At 33.3% G+C, this 18467-nt stretch carries 23 protein-coding genes; 11 read left to right on the top strand and 12 right to left on the bottom strand.

The window, feature by feature from the left end:
• Positions 1-576: an RdgB/HAM1 family non-canonical purine NTP pyrophosphatase gene (rdgB, locus tag JJ842_03765; GenBank protein MBO6971027.1), complete on the top strand. Its 576-nt coding sequence runs from the start codon at positions 1-3 to the stop codon at positions 574-576.
• Between the two features lie 2 nt (positions 577-578).
• On the opposite strand, the gene JJ842_03760 is transcribed toward rdgB, so the two are convergent.
• The 3 genes from JJ842_03760 to fabI form a co-directional block, all read right to left on the bottom strand.
• Positions 579-2063: a carotenoid oxygenase family protein gene (locus tag JJ842_03760; GenBank protein MBO6971026.1), complete on the bottom strand. Its 1485-nt coding sequence runs from the start codon at positions 2061-2063 to the stop codon at positions 579-581.
• A 72-nt stretch (positions 2064-2135) separates the two neighbouring features.
• Positions 2136-2741: an imidazoleglycerol-phosphate dehydratase HisB gene (hisB, locus tag JJ842_03755; GenBank protein MBO6971025.1), complete on the bottom strand. Its 606-nt coding sequence runs from the start codon at positions 2739-2741 to the stop codon at positions 2136-2138.
• Between the two features lie 20 nt (positions 2742-2761).
• On the bottom strand, positions 2762-3544 hold the full coding sequence (gene fabI, locus JJ842_03750) for an enoyl-ACP reductase FabI (GenBank protein ID MBO6971024.1): 783 nt from the start codon (positions 3542-3544) through the stop codon (positions 2762-2764).
• 106 nt (positions 3545-3650) lie between these two features.
• Here fabI and JJ842_03745 point away from each other — a divergent pair, with 106 nt between their 5' ends.
• Positions 3651-4244 (top strand): thioredoxin family protein, encoded by a 594-nt coding sequence (locus tag JJ842_03745; GenBank protein MBO6971023.1) that lies wholly within the window; start codon positions 3651-3653, stop codon positions 4242-4244.
• Between the two features lie 53 nt (positions 4245-4297).
• Entirely contained in the window at positions 4298-5503 is a 1206-nt protein-coding gene (locus JJ842_03740) for a DegT/DnrJ/EryC1/StrS family aminotransferase (GenBank protein MBO6971022.1), read from the top strand.
• Here the strand turns inward: JJ842_03740 and JJ842_03735 are convergent.
• From JJ842_03735 to folK, 3 genes are read right to left on the bottom strand one after another with little or no spacing between them, the layout of a single operon-like run.
• Complete coding sequence (locus JJ842_03735) at positions 5488-6924, bottom strand: deoxyribodipyrimidine photo-lyase (GenBank protein MBO6971021.1); 1437 nt, start codon at positions 6922-6924, stop codon at positions 5488-5490. The two genes, JJ842_03740 and JJ842_03735, sit on opposite strands and share 16 nt — an antisense overlap.
• The gene (locus JJ842_03730) at positions 6921-7484 is read right to left on the bottom strand and encodes an NUDIX hydrolase (protein MBO6971020.1); all 564 of its coding nucleotides are present in this window, start codon (positions 7482-7484) and stop codon (positions 6921-6923) included. The genes JJ842_03735 and JJ842_03730 overlap by 4 nt, the downstream gene beginning before the upstream one ends.
• A gap of 51 nt (positions 7485-7535) precedes the next feature.
• Positions 7536-8099 (bottom strand): 2-amino-4-hydroxy-6-hydroxymethyldihydropteridine diphosphokinase, encoded by a 564-nt coding sequence (gene folK, locus JJ842_03725; protein MBO6971019.1) that lies wholly within the window; start codon positions 8097-8099, stop codon positions 7536-7538.
• 48 nt (positions 8100-8147) lie between these two features.
• On the opposite strand from folK, the gene bchD reads away from it, so the two are divergent.
• A complete protein-coding gene (gene bchD, locus JJ842_03720) occupies positions 8148-10337 on the top strand; it encodes a magnesium chelatase ATPase subunit D (GenBank protein ID MBO6971018.1) in 2190 nt (729 codons plus the stop codon).
• Positions 10338-10343: 6 nt separating this feature from the next.
• Here the strand turns inward: bchD and JJ842_03715 are convergent, their stop codons facing one another.
• Together JJ842_03715 and JJ842_03710 are read right to left on the bottom strand one after the other, a co-directional pair.
• A complete protein-coding gene (locus JJ842_03715; protein ID MBO6971017.1) occupies positions 10344-11189 on the bottom strand; it encodes an MCE family protein in 846 nt (281 codons plus the stop codon).
• Between the two features lie 5 nt (positions 11190-11194).
• The gene (locus JJ842_03710) at positions 11195-11938 is read right to left on the bottom strand and encodes an ATP-binding cassette domain-containing protein (GenBank protein ID MBO6971016.1); all 744 of its coding nucleotides are present in this window, start codon (positions 11936-11938) and stop codon (positions 11195-11197) included.
• A 176-nt stretch (positions 11939-12114) separates the two neighbouring features.
• On the opposite strand from JJ842_03710, the gene JJ842_03705 reads away from it, so the two are divergent.
• Positions 12115-13500, top strand: coding sequence for a YvcK family protein (locus JJ842_03705; GenBank protein MBO6971015.1), 1386 nt, complete (start codon positions 12115-12117; stop codon positions 13498-13500).
• Here JJ842_03705 and JJ842_03700 read toward each other — a convergent pair.
• From JJ842_03700 to JJ842_03690, 3 genes are read right to left on the bottom strand one after another with little or no spacing between them, the layout of a single operon-like run.
• Positions 13497-14027, bottom strand: coding sequence for an NAD(P)H-quinone oxidoreductase subunit J (locus tag JJ842_03700; protein MBO6971014.1), 531 nt, complete (start codon positions 14025-14027; stop codon positions 13497-13499). The two genes, JJ842_03705 and JJ842_03700, sit on opposite strands and share 4 nt — an antisense overlap.
• A complete protein-coding gene (locus JJ842_03695) occupies positions 14027-14761 on the bottom strand; it encodes an NADH dehydrogenase subunit K (protein ID MBO6971013.1) in 735 nt (244 codons plus the stop codon). Before JJ842_03695 ends, JJ842_03700 begins: the two co-directional genes overlap by 1 nt.
• A 4-nt stretch (positions 14762-14765) precedes the next feature.
• Positions 14766-15128 (bottom strand): NAD(P)H-quinone oxidoreductase subunit 3, encoded by a 363-nt coding sequence (locus JJ842_03690; protein ID MBO6971012.1) that lies wholly within the window; start codon positions 15126-15128, stop codon positions 14766-14768.
• A gap of 76 nt (positions 15129-15204) precedes the next feature.
• Between JJ842_03690 and JJ842_03685 the strand changes: the two genes are divergently transcribed.
• From JJ842_03685 to JJ842_03660, 6 genes are all read left to right on the top strand, one after another.
• Complete coding sequence (locus JJ842_03685; protein ID MBO6971011.1) at positions 15205-15633, top strand: rubredoxin; 429 nt, start codon at positions 15205-15207, stop codon at positions 15631-15633.
• Positions 15634-15642: 9 nt separating this feature from the next.
• On the top strand, positions 15643-16659 hold the full coding sequence (locus JJ842_03680) for a photosynthesis system II assembly factor Ycf48 (protein MBO6971010.1): 1017 nt from the start codon (positions 15643-15645) through the stop codon (positions 16657-16659).
• A 136-nt stretch (positions 16660-16795) separates the two neighbouring features.
• Entirely contained in the window at positions 16796-17044 is a 249-nt protein-coding gene (locus JJ842_03675; protein MBO6971009.1) for a cytochrome b559 subunit alpha, read from the top strand.
• 2 nt (positions 17045-17046) lie between these two features.
• Positions 17047-17193, top strand: a complete 147-nt coding sequence (locus tag JJ842_03670; protein ID MBO6971008.1) for a cytochrome b559 subunit beta — start codon at positions 17047-17049, stop codon at positions 17191-17193.
• 11 nt (positions 17194-17204) lie between these two features.
• Entirely contained in the window at positions 17205-17324 is a 120-nt protein-coding gene (locus tag JJ842_03665) for a photosystem II reaction center protein L (protein ID MBO6971007.1), read from the top strand.
• 9 nt (positions 17325-17333) lie between these two features.
• Positions 17334-17531 (top strand): photosystem II reaction center protein J, encoded by a 198-nt coding sequence (locus tag JJ842_03660; GenBank protein MBO6971006.1) that lies wholly within the window; start codon positions 17334-17336, stop codon positions 17529-17531.
• Between the two features lie 42 nt (positions 17532-17573).
• Here the strand turns inward: JJ842_03660 and mtnP are convergent, their stop codons facing one another.
• Positions 17574-18467 (bottom strand): S-methyl-5'-thioadenosine phosphorylase, encoded by an 894-nt coding sequence (mtnP, locus tag JJ842_03655; protein MBO6971005.1) that lies wholly within the window; start codon positions 18465-18467, stop codon positions 17574-17576.

Genomic DNA, 18467 nt, shown 5'->3' with positions numbered 1-18467 from the left:
ATGAAAAATTTATATTTAGCGAGTAAGAATAAAGGGAAAATTGAAGAATATAAGAAATTGCTTGCTGGAGTGAATTGTAAATTATTACTCCAGCCAGAATCATTAGAAGTTGAAGAGGATGGACTGACATTTAGAGATAATGCAATTAAAAAAGCGAGTGAAGTTTCGAGGAAAACAAAGAATTTCTCCATAGCAGATGATTCAGGAATTTGTATTGAAGCACTAGATGGTAAGCCAGGCATTTACTCCTCTAGATATGCAGAAAATGATCAGAAGAGAATTGAAAGAGTTTTAAAAGAACTTGATGGAGTTCACAATAGAAGTGCTTTCTTTATTGCTAATATTTGTGTTTGTTCCCCAAGTGGTGAAGTGATTATTGAATCTGAGGCCAAATGTCATGGCAATATTATTTTAAACTCGAGAGGAAAAGGTGGTTTTGGTTATGACCCAATTTTTGAGGAGAGTTCTACCAGATTAACTTTCGCAGAAATGAATAATGATATTAAAGATTCTTGTAGTCATAGAGGTAAAGCATTAAAAAAAATTATTCCAGATTTAATTGAAATTTTTTCTTAAATTCAATTAACCCAAGATCCATGGAGGCCATGAGGAATCGAAATGGGTAATTCATAAACAGCTAATTCTTTTAAGTCTTTTGCATCTAATATCACTAAATCGCTTCCTCTTCTTTCTCCGTTCCATAGGATAATAAATAAGAATCCCTCATCTTCTTTGGACGATTTATCTGATGGAACCATAATTGGTTCACTTACGAATCCACTTGGACCTGCTGACCAAGAAATCTCTTCCTTAGAAATTAAATTTATTTTTTTTATTGCTTGAAGTGGAGCGTTCCCCAGCTTTTGAGATGTGCTTGCCATCCAACTAAAAGTTGCTGTTATTCCTAAGTTTTTAGGATTAACAACAGCAAATTCACAACATTGTTCACTTAAAGTTTCAAGTTCACTAGTTTTTTTCTTTAGATCGATAATTGATCTTTTCAGTTTTCCTTCTGGATATTTATCAAAGTCAATATCCCTAAAATTCTCGTCTGGACCAACTGATGGGAAATCATCATAAAAAATACTATCTAATACAATTTTGGAATCTTTTTCAAATGCATTAACATGATGAAAAACGAATCCTTCTGGAGCATCTATTGTTAAAGGTGGCTGACCTCTAAATAATCCACTTTCTCTGGGGATGATAAAAAACTTTGCTTTTTTATTTGGGTTTGACTTTAGACATTGTGCTGCTCCTCTTTGACCCATTACAAACGGTAGAGGATTGAAATCAATAGCGTTCTGTAAAAATATTGCCCAATTAGTTGTAATTGCAAAATCATGAAGGAATGCAAAGCCATTAAAGGTATCTTTTCTATCAAAAATTAGCTCTCCAGAATTTGTACCAGCATTACTAAATTCCATTAATCTAATGGTACTTTTTGGCCCGGTTTGGACTCCAAAAGTGACTAAAAGTTCTGAAGATGAATTTGAGTTGAGGTCTGTTTTGGGATGGGCACTGAATGCTTCGTTAGGCTTGAGAACTCCTTTTAATGATGTTAAACCAATAGTGTCGAGACTATCAGGATCCATTGCATGTGGACCGGCTGCTTCCCATAATGCGAGAATTTCATCACCTAATTTGACGACATGAGTATTAGCAATATTCTTGAATTTTAGATCTAATGCATTATTTAAAATCCCTCCATTTTTTTGTGTCCCAAAAACACCTCTGTAAATAAATTTATTTATTTTTTCTTCTTCCAAATAGCCTTTAGTTTTAACAAATCTATTTGTTAAAAATGGATGACCATTTTCGAATTTTATAGATGTTATCATTCCATCACCATCAAATGGATGATGAACCCATTGCCCACCTCTCTCTAATATTCCTGGCCCATTTCTTAATAATGTTCCATTTAAATTTTTAATATTATTACCTTTGCTAACTTTAAGAGGCTCTTTAGTTAGCTCCCTTTCTACATTTTGATAAGCACTGGACCAATCTTCTTTATTAAAACTTTTAATTTTATCACTTTTTTTATCTTGTAAATTAGTCACAACAAAACAATTACTTTTTCTATCTTCGCCAAAAATCAACTAAATTGTGGCTGATTTGAAAAAAATCCTATTTTATTCTTTTTCTAGCATTCCTTTACTGCTTGGAATTGAATCAGATCTTCTCAGATCTATTTCGGTAGCCATTCTAAGTGCTCTAGAAAAAGCTTTGAAGCAAGCCTCAACGATATGATGTGAATTACTACCTTGTATTTGATTTATATGCAGAGTAATACCGCTGTTATTTACAAAGGCAATAAAAAACTCTTTTACTAATTCAGTATCATAATTTCCTATTCTTGGAGCATTTAATTCAAGATCATAAGACAGATGTGGTCTGCCAGAACAGTCTAAAGTGACTTGAACTAATGCTTCATCTAATGGGGCAAAGAAATGTCCAAATCTGCTTATTCCTTTTCTTTCTCCCAAGGCTTTTGTAAATGCTTTGCCTAATGCGATTCCTACATCTTCATTTGTATGATGATCATCAATATGGGTGTCTCCAATTGCTTTTATTTTTAAATCAAACAAACCATGACTGGATATTTGATGAAGCATATGATCTAAGAATGGTATCCCAGTATCAATTTCAGAAATTCCATTTCCATCTAAGTTTATAAATACAGAGATATCTGTTTCGTTCGTTTTTCTTTTTATTTCAGATTGTCTTAGAGATGACATTTTTATGCAAAAAACTTAGTTTACATTCCATTAATGCAGTAACCCGCATCAACATAAATTGTTTGGCCTGAAATGCCGCTAGAGAGATCACTTAATAGAAAAGCAGCAGTATTGCCTACTTCTGTTTGAGTGACTGTTCTGCGTAAAGGAGCCTTTTCTTCAACATTGTGAATCATATCTAAAATGCCACCTATAGCAGAACTCGCAAGTGTTCTTATAGGTCCAGCACTTATTGCATTAACTCTGACTTGTTTTTCCGGACCAAGTTCTGCAGAAAGATATCTGACTGAAGCTTCTAAAGCTGCTTTAGCGACTCCCATCACGTTATAGTTAGGAATGGCCCTTTCTGATCCTAAATAAGTTAATGAGATAACGCCAGCACCTTCACTAAAAAGTGGTTTTGCTGCTTTACATAAGGGTGCTAATGAATAAGCACTTATATTAAGAGCCCTATCAAAACCCTCTGAAGTTGTAGCACTATAATCTCCAATCAATTCGTCGCGTCCTGCAAATGCTAAGCAGTGAACTAATCCGTCAATTTGCCCCCAATTGTTTTTTATATTTTGAAAGATTTCTTCTATTTGAGATGGATTTTGAACATCAAGAGGTAAAAATAACGATGGGTTTAAAGGTTCAGTTAGTTCTCTAACTTTAGATTCGAATCTTCCCTTATCATCGGGCAAATATGTGATTCCAAGTTCTGCTCCAGCTTTTGATAGTTGTTGAGCAATACCCCATGCTATTGAACGATTATTGGCAATTCCCGTAACAAGAATTTTTTTGCCAGTTAGATTTAGAAGCATTTTGTTTATTATTTCTATATATTCTCCTATATAAAAGTACCCATCTTTACGGATTACTGCAAAATATACAATAATTTTCAAATATCAAAGAATATTTAACTTAAACATGGTCAGAACAAAATCTATGGTTTTGGAATTAGGTTTTCAATTACCTAATTTCGAAATGTTAAATGCTAATTCTTCAAATAATCAATATTTTAATTCTCATAATCTAGATAATCGGCATTTACTTCTAATGTTTATTTGTGCCCATTGTCCATTTGTTAAATATATTGAGAATCAAATTTTCACATTAAGTAGGGAAATTGAAAATACAGTTCAAACGGTTGCAATTTCTAGTAACGATATTGTCTCTCACCCTTCAGATTCTCCTGAAAATTTGAGATTACAAGCACAATCACAGGGATGGAGTTTTCCTTATCTATATGATGAAAATCAAAAATTTGCTAAGGAGTTAAAAGCAGCTTGCACGCCCGATTTTTATCTTTTTTCAAATGCAGGAGATGGTGATTTTTTATTGTTTTATCATGGCCAATTAGACGATAGTAGACCAGGTAATAATATCCCTTTGTCTGGTGAAGATTTGCGATCTGCTGTAAGCGATTTGAATCAAGAAAATGCTTATCCTTCAAATCAAATTCCTTCTTTAGGTTGCAATATTAAATGGACTCCTGGAAAAGAACCGAGTTGGTTTAAGTGAATTAAAATATTTTTTTACCCATAGAAATATGGTTTAAGGTTAATATATTAAATATGCAGATACCTCCATTTACTTTAAATAGGCAGTTCCAAGAAATTGGCTCTGAAATTGAGAGTGAGGTTTTTAAAGTATTAAGAGGAGGCCAGTATATTGGAGGACAAGAGATTGCCAAATTTGAGGAGAGTTTTTCTAATCTGATTGGTGTTCAAAATACTATTGGATGTAACAGTGGAACTGATGCTTTAGTTTTAGCTTTGCGCGCATTAGATATTGGTGTGGGCGACGAAGTTATTACATCATCTTTTAGCTTTTTTGCGACCGCAGAGGCTATTAGCGCAGTTGGCGCTAATCCTATTCTGGTAGATATCGATCCTGAAACTTATCTCATTAATACCGAACTAATAGAACAAGAAATAAATTCTAATACTAAGGCAATTATGCCAGTTCATCTATTTGGGAATGCAGTAAATATGACCGTTATAAAATCATTGGCAAACAAATATGACTTAAGAGTAATCGAAGATTGTGCTCAGGCAACATGCACAACGTGGGAAAATACCAAAGTTGGAAGTATCGGTGATATAGGTTGTTTTAGCTTTTTCCCTACTAAAAATTTAGGAGCTGCTGGAGATGGAGGAGCAGTAACAACTTCAGATCAGAAGATTGCCAAAAAAATTAGAGAACTAGCTGTTCATGGTAGCCCAATAAGATATCACCATACTCAAATTGGGTATAACAGTAGACTTGATACCATTCAAGCCGCCATATTAAATATCAAAATTAAATATATTTCTGAGTGGATTAATAATCGCCAAAAAATCGCTAATAATTACCTTGATTTATTAGACAAAAATCCATTTATTAGTTTTCCAAAAATTAGCTCTGATTCAATCTCCCATTCTTGGAATCAATTTGTCATCAAATTAAGAAACGATAAATATTTTTTAAATGAAGATTTTTCAAATTTATTTGAAACTGATTGCAAAAAATACTATTCCTTAAGGAATTTGGTAAAACAACAACTTTTTGAAAAAGGTATTAATTCAATTATTTATTATCCAATTCCAATACACGCACAAATAGCTTACAAAAATAAAAATTTTTCTAGAACAAAACTCATAAATACAGAGAGAATTTGTACAGAAGTTCTAAGTCTTCCAATGTTTCCTGAAATTTCTTATGAAGAGCAAGTTTATGTTGCAGAAAATTTAAATAAAGTTTTAAAAGATTGTATAGAGGAAATTCAAATTTCAGCATAAAGTGACTTAAATAATCTTTGTTGTATGTTGTGATTGACAATAGCGCTTGAATAATTATTTTTTTCTAAATTAGATATCTCCCCATTTAATAGTTCTGAATTTGACACTTTAGATAATTCAGGAATCCAATATTTTATATATTCGCAAATAGGATCAAATTTTTTTGCTTGGGTATATGGATTAAAAATCCTAAGTGGTTTTGGATCCATACCGCTACTAGCACTCCACTGCCAGCCCCCATTATTTGCGGCTAAGTCTCCATCAACCAAAGTCTCCATAAATTTTTTCTCGCCCATTTGCCAATTGCATAAAAGATCTTTTACCAGAAATGAAGCGACTATCATACGACATCTGTTATGCATCCAGCCTGTACTATTTAGTTGACGCATTGCAGCATCAACTATAGGAACTCCAGTCTCACCGTTGCTCCATTGTTGCAACCATTCATTATTGTTTCCCCACGGAAATTTATTCCATTTTTTTCTATATGGGCCTTTCTCTAGCTCTGGAAAATGGAATAAGCAATGTTGATAAAATTCACGCCAAACAAGTTCTTTTTGCCAAGTTTCAATAGATAGGTAATTTTCTTGATTTTCAAAATCTGAGCTTAAATTTAATGTAGCGTTCCAAACTTTTCTAATGCTGATGGTGCCAAATCTAAGAGATGCGCTTAAAAAAGAGGTCCCATTATGGGAAGGGAAATCTCTTGCATAAGTATAAGAATATATTTTTTTTTCGTTAATGAAGTTTTCTAATAATCTCTCTGCAGCATTCTCCCCAGGTCTACATGGACAAATATTCGAACCAGAAAATTTGATGTTTTTGAGAAATTGCTCTAGAACCGAATCAGATGATTTTATTGTCTTATTATTTCTAAGTTTATTATCTATATCTTTAAATTGGAAAATAACTTTATCTTGATCATATGAACTTAATAAATTCATTTTCAATTTAAGATTTTTATAAAAAGGTCCATAAACCGAATAAGGTTTATTATTCCCTGAAAATATTTTTGAAGGTTCTATTAATAAGTGATCCCAAGATTCAATAACTTGAATATTTTTTACTTTTAAAATTTCTTTTATTTTTAAATCTCGATTAATCTCATAAGGCTCAATTGATTTATTCCAGAAAACAAATTTAGCATCTATTATCTTTGCTAATTGAGGGATAATTAATACCGGATCACCTTGTTCAATAACTAGCCTGCTTCCCAATTTTCTCCAATTATTTCTTAATTCATGTAGCGAATTCACTAGAAACCAAGCTCTTGAATTCGCATTAAAATCGTGTGAGTAATTTTTATCAAATATATAAGTTGAAGTAATAGCATTTGATAATGAAAATGCTTTGATTAAAGCTCTATTATCAAATATTCTTAAATCCTTTCTGTGCCAAAAAAGTATTCTAGGTTTATTCATAAATTATATAAAAATTGTTTAGCTCTAAACCAAGCTGTCACTGTTTTTGCGTCAAGAATTTCGTCCTTATTAGAAATAAGATTATCTAGTGCGTCTGGATCTAAGATTAATACTTCTATATCTTCATCTAAATCTCCTTTAACCTCGTAATTAAGTTTGCTCAAATCACGGGCCAAAAATAAATAAATTTCTTCATCTGCATAACCAGGAGCAGGGACAAGAGTTCCTAGTTCGTCCCATTTGTTTGCAGTAAATCCAGTCTCTTCTTGAATTTCTCTTTTAATTGAATTAATAGGTGTTTCGCCTATTTCTAATGTACCTGCAGGGAATTCTAATAGATACCTAGAAACAGCAAATCTATATTGCCGAAGAATCATAACTTTATTGTCTTTTGTAATAGGTACTGCTAAGGCAGCGCCAGGATGCTTAATGATCCCATATTCACCTTCATGTCCATTTGGAAGCTCAATTCTATTTATTTCGAAACTAAATTTTTTAGATTTTAACTCAGATATTTTTTCTTTAAAAATGGATCTTTTTATAAGGTTTTTATTGCCCATAATTTTTAAATAAAAACAGCTTAACAGTTATTTTTTGGTTTTGGAAATCATTTATGTAGACCATTTTGGATCATCAATCTTTTTGATTTTTTGGCTTCTACTTAAGATTTCAGATAGAGGTGTAATAACGAAATTCCGATTCATGAATCTAGGGTGAGGTAAGGTTAATTCCACGTCAACTGTGTGAAAATCTTCCCACCAGAGAATATCTAAATCAAGACATCTTGATAGCCATTTCTTACCTTTTGGTGTCTTTTCTCGTCCGAAAAATATCTCTAGCTTTTTTAGCTCTTTTAAAAGTAATTTCGCCTTTTCATTTGATGGTTTTGGAAAAGAATTACTTTTTATAAGCAAAAGAGTATTTAAATAATTTGGCTGTTCATTTTCAACTCCATGAGGTAATGTCTCATAAATTGAAGACCAAAAAAAGTTTGCATGAAATTTTCTTTTCTCTTCTTTTTGTTTGTTGGAATTATTTCCCCATCCATTTATTATTTCTTCTATTTTTGGTTTGCATATTAATAGTGATTCAAGCGGGCTTCCGAATTTACTATCAATATTTGCTCCGAGGGATATACATAGTCCATTTTTGATATTAAGATTTGATAATTCCACTACAAAAAACAAAGTTATTGGATAAATTCTATATCAGGTATTTTTAAAGTGATTTTGAACCCCGAGTTACAAGAAAAAGGAGAAATAAAAGATTTAATGAAGTCAAAGGATTCTTTTAGAGCTTTCCCTTTGGCGGCAATTACAGGTCATAGTTTGTTGAAATTATCTTTGCTTTTGGCAGCAGTTGATCCTAGTTTAGGGGGAGTGATTATCGCTGGTGGAAGAGGTACTGGTAAGTCAGTATTAGCTAGGGGTTTGCATACTTTACTTCCTCCTATAGAGGTATTAGATAATGAATTAATACTAGAAAAGCTAACTATGAGGAATAGTAATACTTCATTAAGACCTATTGGTAGGAACCTAGATCCAGATAAACCAGAGGAATGGGATATTAGTACTAACAAGTTGTTGGAGGCGGTAATTGGGAGTGATTATTTGAATCAAATTGAAGAAATTCCGAAAAAAGTAAGAGAGGCTCCATTTATTCAAGTTCCGATTGGTATAACTGAAGACAGGCTTGTTGGATCAATTGATGTCGCTGCATCATTAAGTACGGGGGAACAAGTTTTTCAACCTGGAATTTTAGCTGAGGCTCATAGAGGTGTTCTTTATGTAGACGATATAAATTTATTGGATGATGGCATTGTAAATTTAATTCTTGAAGCTTCAGGAAGAGAGCAAAACAATATTGAAAGAGATGGTTTGAGTCTCTCTCATCCTTGTAAGTCACTATTAATAGCAACTTATAACCCTGAAGAAGGTGCTTTAAGAGATCATGTTTTAGATCGTTTCGCGATAGTTCTTTCTGCAGATCAGTCTATTGATAATGCTCAAAGAGTTGAGATTACAAAATCTGTTTTATCACACGCTGAAAATAACATTAAATTTTCAGAAAAATGGTCGGAAGAATCTGATAATTTATCTACTCAATTAATTTTGGCAAGGCAATGGTTAAAGGATGTCAAGATAACAAAAGAGCAAATAACCTATTTAGTGAATGAAGCTCTTAGAGGAGGAGTAGAAGGCCATAGGTCAGAATTATTTGCAGTAAAAGTAGCGAAGGCTAATGCAGCTCTTCGAGGCGATGAGAATGTAAATTCTGAAGACTTAAAAGTAGCAGTAAGGTTAGTTATTCTTCCACGAGCAATGCAAATACCTCCAGAAGATGAAGATATTCAACCCCCCCCTCCAGAGGATCAGAGTCCCCCACCTCCACCTCAATCAAACAATGAAGAGTCTGAGCCTGAGGCTAATGAAAATGATGATGATAAAGAGCAAGAACAAGAACAAGAGGAAGATAATTCTGATGGAGAAGAAGAATCTAATCCCGAAATACCTGAAGAATTCATATTAGATCCTGAGGCATGTATGGTTGATCCTGATTTATTGCTTTTTTCATCAGCTAAAGCTAAAACGGGAAATAGCGGAAGTAGATCAGTCATATTTAGTGACAGCAGAGGAAGATATGTAAAACCAATTATCCCGAGAGGTAAAGTAAAAAGAATTGCTGTAGATGCTACCCTTCGAGCTGCTGCTCCTTATCAAAAATCGAGAAGATTAAGGAATCCAAATAAATCAATAGTTATTGAAGAAAATGATTTCAGAGCAAAGCTTCTTCAAAAAAAGGCGGGAGCTTTAGTAATTTTCTTGGTAGATGCTAGTGGTTCTATGGCTTTAAATAGAATGCAAAGTGCTAAAGGCGCCGTAATAAGACTTTTAACAGAGGCATATGAGAATAGAGATGAAGTAGCTCTTATACCTTTTAGAGGTAATCAGGCTGAAGTTCTTTTGCCACCAACAAGATCAATAACCGCTGCAAAAAGAAGACTTGAAACAATGCCTTGTGGTGGTGGATCGCCTTTAGCTCATGGACTAACACAATCAGCAAAAGTAGCAAAAAATGCATTGTCTACAGGAGATATTGGTCAAGTTATTGTTGTCGGGATCACTGATGGAAGAGGAAATGTGCCATTAGGAATATCTCTTGGTCAAAATGGCAATGAAGATAAAGATAATGCGAATGATAATGTCAATTTAAAACAAGAGGTTCTTGATATAGCCTCAAAATTTCCAATGCTTGGGATTAAACTATTAATAATTGATACTGAAAGAAAATTTATTGCAAGTGGTTTTGGTAAAGAATTAGCAGATGCAGCGAAGGGAAAATATGTGCAACTGCCCAAAGCAACAGATAAGACAATCGCAGCTATGGCTTTAAGTGCTATAAACGAATTATGATATTATTTACGGATAAATTTCGTTGAGGAATTTAGAAAGTCCGATAGTTAAATCTCTTATAGATTTAGTTAATTCTTTGTCTTTTGTTAATTTTTCAAAATCATCACTCATATTATCTATTTTGCTGGTTATTGATCTTGCAGCATTAATGGTTAATTTAATATCACTTAGAGTTTCTTTGTCATCGATGGCAGATAAAATGTTATTTAAGTGATTAGTTATAATTGTAATTTCTTTAATTAAAGGTTTAACTCTAAGTATTTCTTGTTTAGATAAATAAATTAATTCATCAAGATTTTCTTGTGTTTTATCAAATTGATCAATTGATTTAACTATATTCTCGATTAAGTTTTCTTGATTTGATTCTTTTAAAAGTTGACTGATTCTATTAGTAATATTTGAAAGACTTGAAAGTTGTTTACCTGTAATAGTGTCTCCCTGACAAATAATTAATTTGGCATCGCATTTTTCGGAGGTAGGTTTTGCGATATTTTTAGGAATTATTTTTTCACTGGTCTCTAAAGCGACCTGAACATCTCCTCCTAGGAATGAATTAGTTACTACTCGTGCAAATACTGGCCTTGTGAGAATAATTTCAGGATTATTCAAAACTATTTTTGCTTTAATTGATTCATTAGTAAATAAGATTTCTTCTACTGATCCTACTAAAATTCCTCTGTAAGTAACAGGAGATTTTTTTGATAAACCACTTGCGTTGTTGAATTCAGCAAAGAGGTGCCAATTTTTTTGTGATAACTTTACACCTCTAAGCCAAAAAGAAAAAAATGTAAATATTAAAATTCCACCTAATAAGGAAAATCCAACTATTGAATCTCGTAAGCTTCTACGCATAATTTTTAAATGTCTTTGGGTTGCATTGGACCATTAAGTTTCCCATTCCTAAATTGAAATACATAGGGATCAGAACTCTTTTTAAATTCATCAATAGAACCTGCCCATCTAAATTTTCCTCCGTAAAGCATTAAAACTTTATCAGAAGTCCTTTCTATAGTACTAAGAACATGGCTAACAACAATAGATGATCCTTTGGCTTTATCATTTGTGTTATTAATTAAATCTTCTATTCTTGATGAGGCAATTGGATCAAGACCTGCAGTCGGCTCATCAAAAAGTAATAATGGCTTAGTGTTTCGGTTAAGTGTTTGATCCGTAATTAAAGCTCTGGCAAAACTTACCCTTTTTTGCATCCCTCCACTTAATTCATTTGGAAGTTTATTTTCAACATTAAATAAACCTACCTCAGCTAAACATTCAGATACGATTTTTTGAATTAACTTTTTCGATAGATTTTTATTTCTATTAAGAAGAAAACCAACATTTTCACCAATAGTCAAAGATCCTAATAAAGCTGGATTTTGAAAAACAAGTCTTACATCGGGAGGATTATTTTGATCCAGTCGTAGATATGTTTGTTTCTCCCCAAAAATTTTTAATTCTCCTTTGGTAGGTAAAATTAGGCCTGCTAATATTTTTAAAATTGTTGATTTCCCAGAACCAGAGGGGCCAACAATAGCTAATTTTTCTCCATCATTTAGTTCAAAATTTAACTCATTAAGAACATTAACTTTTCCCCAGCTCATTGAGAGGTTTTTTGTTTTAACTGCGTGCTTTGGGTTTTTCAAAAGCTTTATTAAGAAAAAGTCATCTTCTATTACATATTGCCTATATTTTGAAATAAAAAAAGGATGTATTAATTTGATTTATAATAAAAATATTAATTTTTTTAATTTGAAAAGAATAATTTAAGAGGTTTTTAATGTATAAGCGTAAAAATACAAAAAAAAAATACTATAAATTTTTTAAGGAGTACAAATTTGCATTTTTAAATAAACTTTTAAGAATTTTGAGTTGGCTTCTGCCAGGACTGGTAATTAAAAGATGGATGATTACATCGGCAATAGGTTTTTTGACTTCATTATTTGGCTTGGCAATTTGGACGAATTTAAGACCACTTTATTGGCTGATTGAAGTATTTTTCTGGCTAATGACAGGTTTAACTAGTATCATTCCTATTTCATTACTTGGGCCATTAATTTTTGTTATTGGAATTTTATTAATAGGCATTGGACAAAATAGAAGTATTAATTCTATTCAAAAAGCACTTGTTCCAGAAAAAAGTACATTTTTAGTTGATGCATTAAGAACCAAAAGCAAATTAAATAGAGGCCCTAATATTGTTGCAATTGGTGGTGGCACAGGGTTATCAACTTTATTAAAAGGTTTAAAAAATTACAGCAGTAATATTACAGCAATCGTAACCGTGTCTGATGATGGGGGCAGTAGTGGAATTCTTAGAAAACAACTTGGTGTGCAACCTCCAGGAGATATTAGGAATTGTTTGGCAGCATTATCCAATGAAGAACCTATTTTAACTAGATTATTTCAATATAGATTTTCAGGAGGAAGTGGTCTAGAGGGACATAGTTTTGGAAATCTATTCTTGTCAGCTTTAACAACTATTACCGGTAGTTTAGAAAAAGCAGTACAAGCCTCTAGTAAGGTTCTGGCGGTACAAGGGCAAGTTTTACCTGCAACTAATATTGATGTTATGTTATGGGCTGAATTAGAGGACGGTGAAAAAATTTTTGGCGAAAGTAATATCAGTAAATCGAAAAAATTAATTTCAAGAATTGGTTACTTACCAGAAAATCCCCCTGCTCTTCCAAGTGCTCTAGAATACATAAAAGAGGCTGATTTAATTGTTCTGGGACCAGGGAGTTTATACACTTCTTTGCTGCCGAATTTGTTGGTACCAGAGATTGTGGATGCTTTATTGCAAAGTAATGCTCCTAAAATTTATATAAGTAATTTGATGACTCAGCCTGGAGAAACAGATGGACTTGATGTTTACAGGCACATAAAATCGATAGAAAAACAACTATCAAATTTTGGAGTTAATACTCGAATTTTTAATGCTATTTTGTCACAGATTCAATTTGAAAAGTCCCCACTAGTAGACTATTACGAAAGTAGAGGAGCAGAACCAGTCCAATGTAATAAAGAAAAATTATTATCTGAGGGTTATTATGTCTTGCAGGCACCTTTATACTCAAAAAGAATAACTCCAACTCTCAGACATGATCCTAGAAGATTAGCGAGAGCAGTTATCTTTATGTATCGTAAATTAAAGAAATTAAATTAATACGCATCTTGTAATTCATAAAAGTCTGGTTGAATATAGTCTTTTCTTAAAGGCCAACCTCTCCAGTCTTCAGGCATTAAAAGTCTTTTAGGATTCGGATGATCAATAAAATTAATTCCATACATGTCATAGGTTTCTCTTTCTTGCCAATCGCTTCCTTTGAAAATTCTGTACAAACTAGGAATTGACAAATCAGAGTCTCTTTTTAAGAAGACTTTTAATCTAACTTCTTGAATCTTTTCTATTTTTTGTAAGTCATCAACAGTTATAAAATGGTAGAAACTAACAAGATTTTTACCTGGCCCCTCATCATAGCCACCTTGACATTGGAGATAGTTGAAACCGTAATTTCTTAAAGCTGATACTGCTTCATATAATTTGCTAGCTTCCACAGAAATATTCTCTACTCCAATGTGATCATTTTCTAATGATTGATTAGGGATTCCATCTTTGGATAAATTTTGACTTACAAATCCTCCTTTTTCTATCGAGAAATCTGAGGATTTTTCTAAACCGTCTTTTAACATTAATCTTGTTCTGTGTTGATAATTTTAGCTTCTTCGGTGATCCCAGATGATTCAGTTATTTTTTCTTGTTTAGAGGAAGGAATGACTTTATCTGAAGTTTTGTTTAGATATTCACCTGTATTTTCTGAGAAGACAAGATTCATTTCATGATTTGCTGTTATGTACCTGTGAGTTTGCTCAGTCTTTGTGCGCTCCAAAATTGATTCATTGCCCACTTTCTTTCTTAATTTGATCACAGCATCAAAAATTGCTTCAGGCCTTGGTGGACATCCAGGGAGGTATAAATCAACTGGTATTAATTTATCAACGCCTCTTACCGCAGTGGTAGAGTCTGCGCTAAACATACCTCCTGTGATTGTACAAGCGCCCATAGCAATCACATATTTTGGCTCAGGCATCTGTTCATAAAGTCTTACCAAGGCGGGAGCCATCTTCATGGTTACTGTTCCTGCAACTATAAGCAAATCAGCTTGCCTTGGAGAGCTTCTTGGTACTAATCCAAATCTATCAAAATCAAATCTAGATCCGATTAAGGCAGCAAATTCTATAAAGCAACAAGCTGTTCCGTATAGTAAGGGCCATAGACTACTTAATCTAGCCCAATTGTGAAGATCGTCTAGACTTGTGAGTATAATATTTTCGCTTAAATCTGTCGTGACTTGAGGAGCACCAAGAGGGTTACAAGTACCTTCTCTAATTTCTCTTATTGCTTTTGGGGATAATTGTGGATTCAATTTTTTAACTCCATTCTAATGCACCTTTTCTCCATGCGTATGCCAGAGCAATGACAAGTATTGCAATGAAAATTAATGCCTCAATAAAAGCTAGTAAGCCTAATCTATTGAAGGCAACAGCCCAAGGATAAAGAAATACTGTTTCTACATCAAATATAACGAAAACAAGGGCAAACATGTAATAACGAATATTAAATTGAATCCATGCTCCTCCTATAGGCTCCATTCCAGATTCATATGTAAGCTTTCTTTCCCCAGTTCTGCCTTTTGGGGCAACTATGAGATTAGTAACTAGAGCTAATACTGGAACAGCTGCGGCGATTAGAAGGAATCCTAAAAAATATTCATAGCCAGATAATACAAACATCTTAAAAATTAATTTTGAATAAAAGTCGCTTAATTAAGCAAAATCTTTTAAAGTTCTTAAAGAATAATAATAAACCGTGAGTGAGAACATTCAACCAGCCTCTGAGGAAAACAAAATAGTTGAAAATTTTGAGAAAGAGAAACTTTCTGAAAACCCTTTGGGATTAGATGTTGAACAATCTTCTGTTAATTTAGAACAAAATAGATTCGAATGTAGAAGTTGTGGATACATTTATGATCCGTCTGAAGGAAATAAGAAATTAAACATACCTAAAAATACGCCTTTTTCAGAGTTAGATGGGGATACCTTCGCTTGCCCTGTTTGTCGAGCCGGTAAAAACTTTTATAAGGATATAGGTCCTAAATCTAAACCTAGTGGTTTTGAAGAGAATTTAGTTTATGGGTTTGGTTTTAATAGTTTACCTCCTGGCCAAAAAAATATATTAATTTTTGGTGGGTTGGCGTTTGCTGCTGCAATGTTCCTTTCTTTGTACTCTTTGCATTAATATAATTAAATGAAAAATTTTTTTACCAGTATTCCTAATCTTCTTTTATCTGTAGTTCTCTGTTTTGTTTTAAGCAGTTGTTCATCTACAGGTGTCAAGATGAGTGAAAGCAGCCCTTGGAAAACAATTCAGTTTGAAGATCAGGCTAATGCTTTAGATGTTGATTTTATAGATGATAATCATGGTTTCTTAGTAGGTTCTAATAGACTTATTATGGAATCTAATGATGGAGGAGAAACTTGGGAAAAAAGGAATTTAGATTTACCAAGTGAAGAGAACTTTCGTCTTCTAGATATTGATTTTAAAGGGGAAGAGGGATGGTTAATAGGTCAGCCTTCATTAGTTATGCATACACTTGATGCAGGAAAGAATTGGACACGTTTATCTCTAGGTAACAAATTACCAGGCCAACCATTTTTAATAACAACTGTCGATGCTAGTGTTGCAGAGTTGGCTACCACCGCAGGTGCTATTTATGAAACATCAGATAGTGGTGAATCATGGAATGCAAAAGTTGTAGATGCATCTGGTTCTGGAGGTGTAAGAGATTTAAGAAGAACTAATAAAGGAGATTATGTCAGTGTAAGTAGTTTAGGTAATTTCTTTTCTACTTTGGAAAATGACAGTGATGCATGGATAGCTCATCAAAGAGCAAGTAGCAAAAGAGTTCAAAGTATTGGTTTTAATCCAGAAGGAAGTTTATGGATGCTTTCTAGAGGAGCAGAAATTAGATTTAATCAAGATAATAATGATCTAGAAAATTGGTCCAAGCCTATTATACCCATTCTTAATGGATACAATTATCTAGACATGGGATGGGATCCAAATGGAGATATATGGGCTGGCGGGGGTAATGGAACTTTAATAGTAAGTAAAGATCAAGGTAAAACTTGGAATAAAGATCCTATTGCTTCTGAATTACCAACAAACTACATTAAAATAGTTTTCCTTGATAAGGATGCTTTAAACAATCAAAAAGGATTTGTACTTGGCGAGCGTGGTTATATCCTTAAATGGAATAGCTAATTTTAAATAACTCGAGCAAATAGTAAAAAAAAAATTAATTTTTGAAAGATTTAGCAACTGTCTGTAACCAACCTGTTAATTTCTTCGCGAACTTATGATTTTACACTGTAAGATCATAGGGTAAACATTTGTGATTATGGCCGCAGGTTCAACGGGTGAACGCCCATTCTTTGAAATAATCACCAGTATTAGATACTGGATTATTCATGCAGTAACATTACCAGCTATCTTTATAGCAGGCTTCTTATTTGTATATACAGGCTTAGCCTACGATGCTTTCGGAACTCCTCGACCAGATAGTTATTTCCAATCATCTGAATCTAAGGCACCTGTCGTAACACAAAGATATGAAGCTAAATCTCAACTAGATTTAAGAACAAAATAACAATGACTAATTCTCAAGCTCCAATGCAGGCTGCTGAAGTCCGCGTTTATCCTATATTTACTGTCCGTTGGCTAGCAGTTCATGCTCTAGCTATTCCATCAGTATTTTTTCTAGGTTCTATTGCTGCTATGCAATTTGTAGCCCGATAAATTTAACTATCATGCAAGTAAACGAAAATCCTAACAAAGTTCCAGTTGAACTTAATCGTACAAGCCTTTACTTAGGCTTACTATCAGTATTTGTATTGGGAATTTTATTTTCCAGTTACTTTTTCAATTAAATTAAAACTATGAGTAAATTAAAAGGACCTGATGGAAGAATTCCAGATAGACTTCCCGACGGTAGACCAGCAGTTGCATGGGAAAGAAGATGGACAGAAGGAACCCTTCCCCTATGGCTTGTTGCTACAGCAGGTGGAATTGCAGTTATCTTCGTTTTAGGTATATTTTTCTACGGTTCATACCAAGGGGTTGGAGGTGGAGGCTAACAAATCCTTACCTTGACCATATAATCACTTATAAATATAAACCTAATAAGAATCAGTAAATATCCCTAGTTTCTCTATCGTGGAGCTTGGGATATTCTCTTTTTGGGTTATCAATCCATCTTTTAATGAAAAATGAGACTTACTTTTTGGTCTTTCTTTTTCAATTAATTTAGCTACTTCAAATATTATTCTATTAGCCACTTCAGTATTTGATCTAAGATTATCCAAAACCATCTCTACAGAAACTTCTTGATGAGTTTGATGCCAGCAATCATAATCAGTAACCATAGATAATGAGGAGTAAGCTATTTCAGCTTCTTTAGCTAATCTTGCTTCTGTGTGGTTCGTCATTCCAATTATTGAACATCCCCAACTCCTATATAAATTAGATTCTGCTCTAGTTGAGAAAGCAGGACCTTCCATTGCGAGATAGGTACCCCCTCTATGTAATTGTCTACCGCCAGGAATATTTTTTTCTCCTATTTCACTTAATATACGTGATAAATTTGTGCAGAAGGGATCTCCCATCGTTACATGAGCAACAGCCCCCTCGTTAAAGAAGGTTGCTGGTCTATTTTTTGTTCGGTCTATAAATTGATCTGGAACCACTATATCAAGTGGCCTTATCTGTTCTTGTAATGAACCAACTGCTGATGGGGCAATAATCCATCTTACTCCTATTGATCTTAGAGCCCAAATATTAGCTTTGTATGGGATTTCAGAAGGATTTAAACTATGTGACCTGCCATGTCTAGGAATAAATGCTATCTCTAGGTTTCCAAGATTATATACTTTTATTGAATCAGAAGGTTTACCATAGGGAGTATTGATTTCTAATTCTCTTAAGTACTCTAGTTGATCCATTGAATAAAATCCACTTCCACCAATCACTCCTAATTTTGATTTTTCAATTGGTAATAAATGTTCTTTATTCAT

Source organism: Prochlorococcus marinus CUG1433, from assembly GCA_017644425.1.
In the GTDB taxonomy this organism is placed as follows: Bacteria; Cyanobacteriota; Cyanobacteriia; order PCC-6307; family Cyanobiaceae; genus Prochlorococcus_A; species Prochlorococcus_A marinus_U.
Note: the sequence above shows the minus strand (reverse complement) of the source record. Positions and strands in the feature narration are given on the sequence as shown.

What these genes read in the sequence shown, in the direction of transcription:
- rdgB (MBO6971027.1), top strand. Translation starts at nt 1, where the DNA reads ATGAAAAATTTATATTTAGCGAGTAAGAATAAAGGGAAAATTGAAGAA.
- hisB (MBO6971025.1), bottom strand. Translation starts at nt 2,741, where the DNA reads ATGTCATCTCTAAGACAATCTGAAATAAAAAGAAAAACGAACGAAACA.
- fabI (MBO6971024.1), bottom strand. Translation starts at nt 3,544, where the DNA reads ATGCTTCTAAATCTAACTGGCAAAAAAATTCTTGTTACGGGAATTGCC.
- JJ842_03745 (MBO6971023.1), top strand. Translation starts at nt 3,651, where the DNA reads ATGGTCAGAACAAAATCTATGGTTTTGGAATTAGGTTTTCAATTACCT.
- JJ842_03740 (MBO6971022.1), top strand. Translation starts at nt 4,298, where the DNA reads ATGCAGATACCTCCATTTACTTTAAATAGGCAGTTCCAAGAAATTGGC.
- JJ842_03735 (MBO6971021.1), bottom strand. Translation starts at nt 6,924, where the DNA reads ATGAATAAACCTAGAATACTTTTTTGGCACAGAAAGGATTTAAGAATA.
- JJ842_03730 (MBO6971020.1), bottom strand. Translation starts at nt 7,484, where the DNA reads ATGGGCAATAAAAACCTTATAAAAAGATCCATTTTTAAAGAAAAAATA.
- JJ842_03715 (MBO6971017.1), bottom strand. Translation starts at nt 11,189, where the DNA reads ATGCGTAGAAGCTTACGAGATTCAATAGTTGGATTTTCCTTATTAGGT.
- JJ842_03710 (MBO6971016.1), bottom strand. Translation starts at nt 11,938, where the DNA reads ATGAGCTGGGGAAAAGTTAATGTTCTTAATGAGTTAAATTTTGAACTA.
- JJ842_03705 (MBO6971015.1), top strand. Translation starts at nt 12,115, where the DNA reads ATGTATAAGCGTAAAAATACAAAAAAAAAATACTATAAATTTTTTAAG.
- JJ842_03700 (MBO6971014.1), bottom strand. Translation starts at nt 14,027, where the DNA reads ATGTTAAAAGACGGTTTAGAAAAATCCTCAGATTTCTCGATAGAAAAA.
- JJ842_03690 (MBO6971012.1), bottom strand. Translation starts at nt 15,128, where the DNA reads ATGTTTGTATTATCTGGCTATGAATATTTTTTAGGATTCCTTCTAATC.
- JJ842_03680 (MBO6971010.1), top strand. Translation starts at nt 15,643, where the DNA reads ATGAAAAATTTTTTTACCAGTATTCCTAATCTTCTTTTATCTGTAGTT.
- JJ842_03675 (MBO6971009.1), top strand. Translation starts at nt 16,796, where the DNA reads ATGGCCGCAGGTTCAACGGGTGAACGCCCATTCTTTGAAATAATCACC.
- JJ842_03670 (MBO6971008.1), top strand. Translation starts at nt 17,047, where the DNA reads ATGACTAATTCTCAAGCTCCAATGCAGGCTGCTGAAGTCCGCGTTTAT.
- JJ842_03665 (MBO6971007.1), top strand. Translation starts at nt 17,205, where the DNA reads ATGCAAGTAAACGAAAATCCTAACAAAGTTCCAGTTGAACTTAATCGT.
- JJ842_03660 (MBO6971006.1), top strand. Translation starts at nt 17,334, where the DNA reads ATGAGTAAATTAAAAGGACCTGATGGAAGAATTCCAGATAGACTTCCC.
- mtnP (MBO6971005.1), bottom strand. Translation starts at nt 18,467, where the DNA reads ATGAATAAAGAACATTTATTACCAATTGAAAAATCAAAATTAGGAGTG.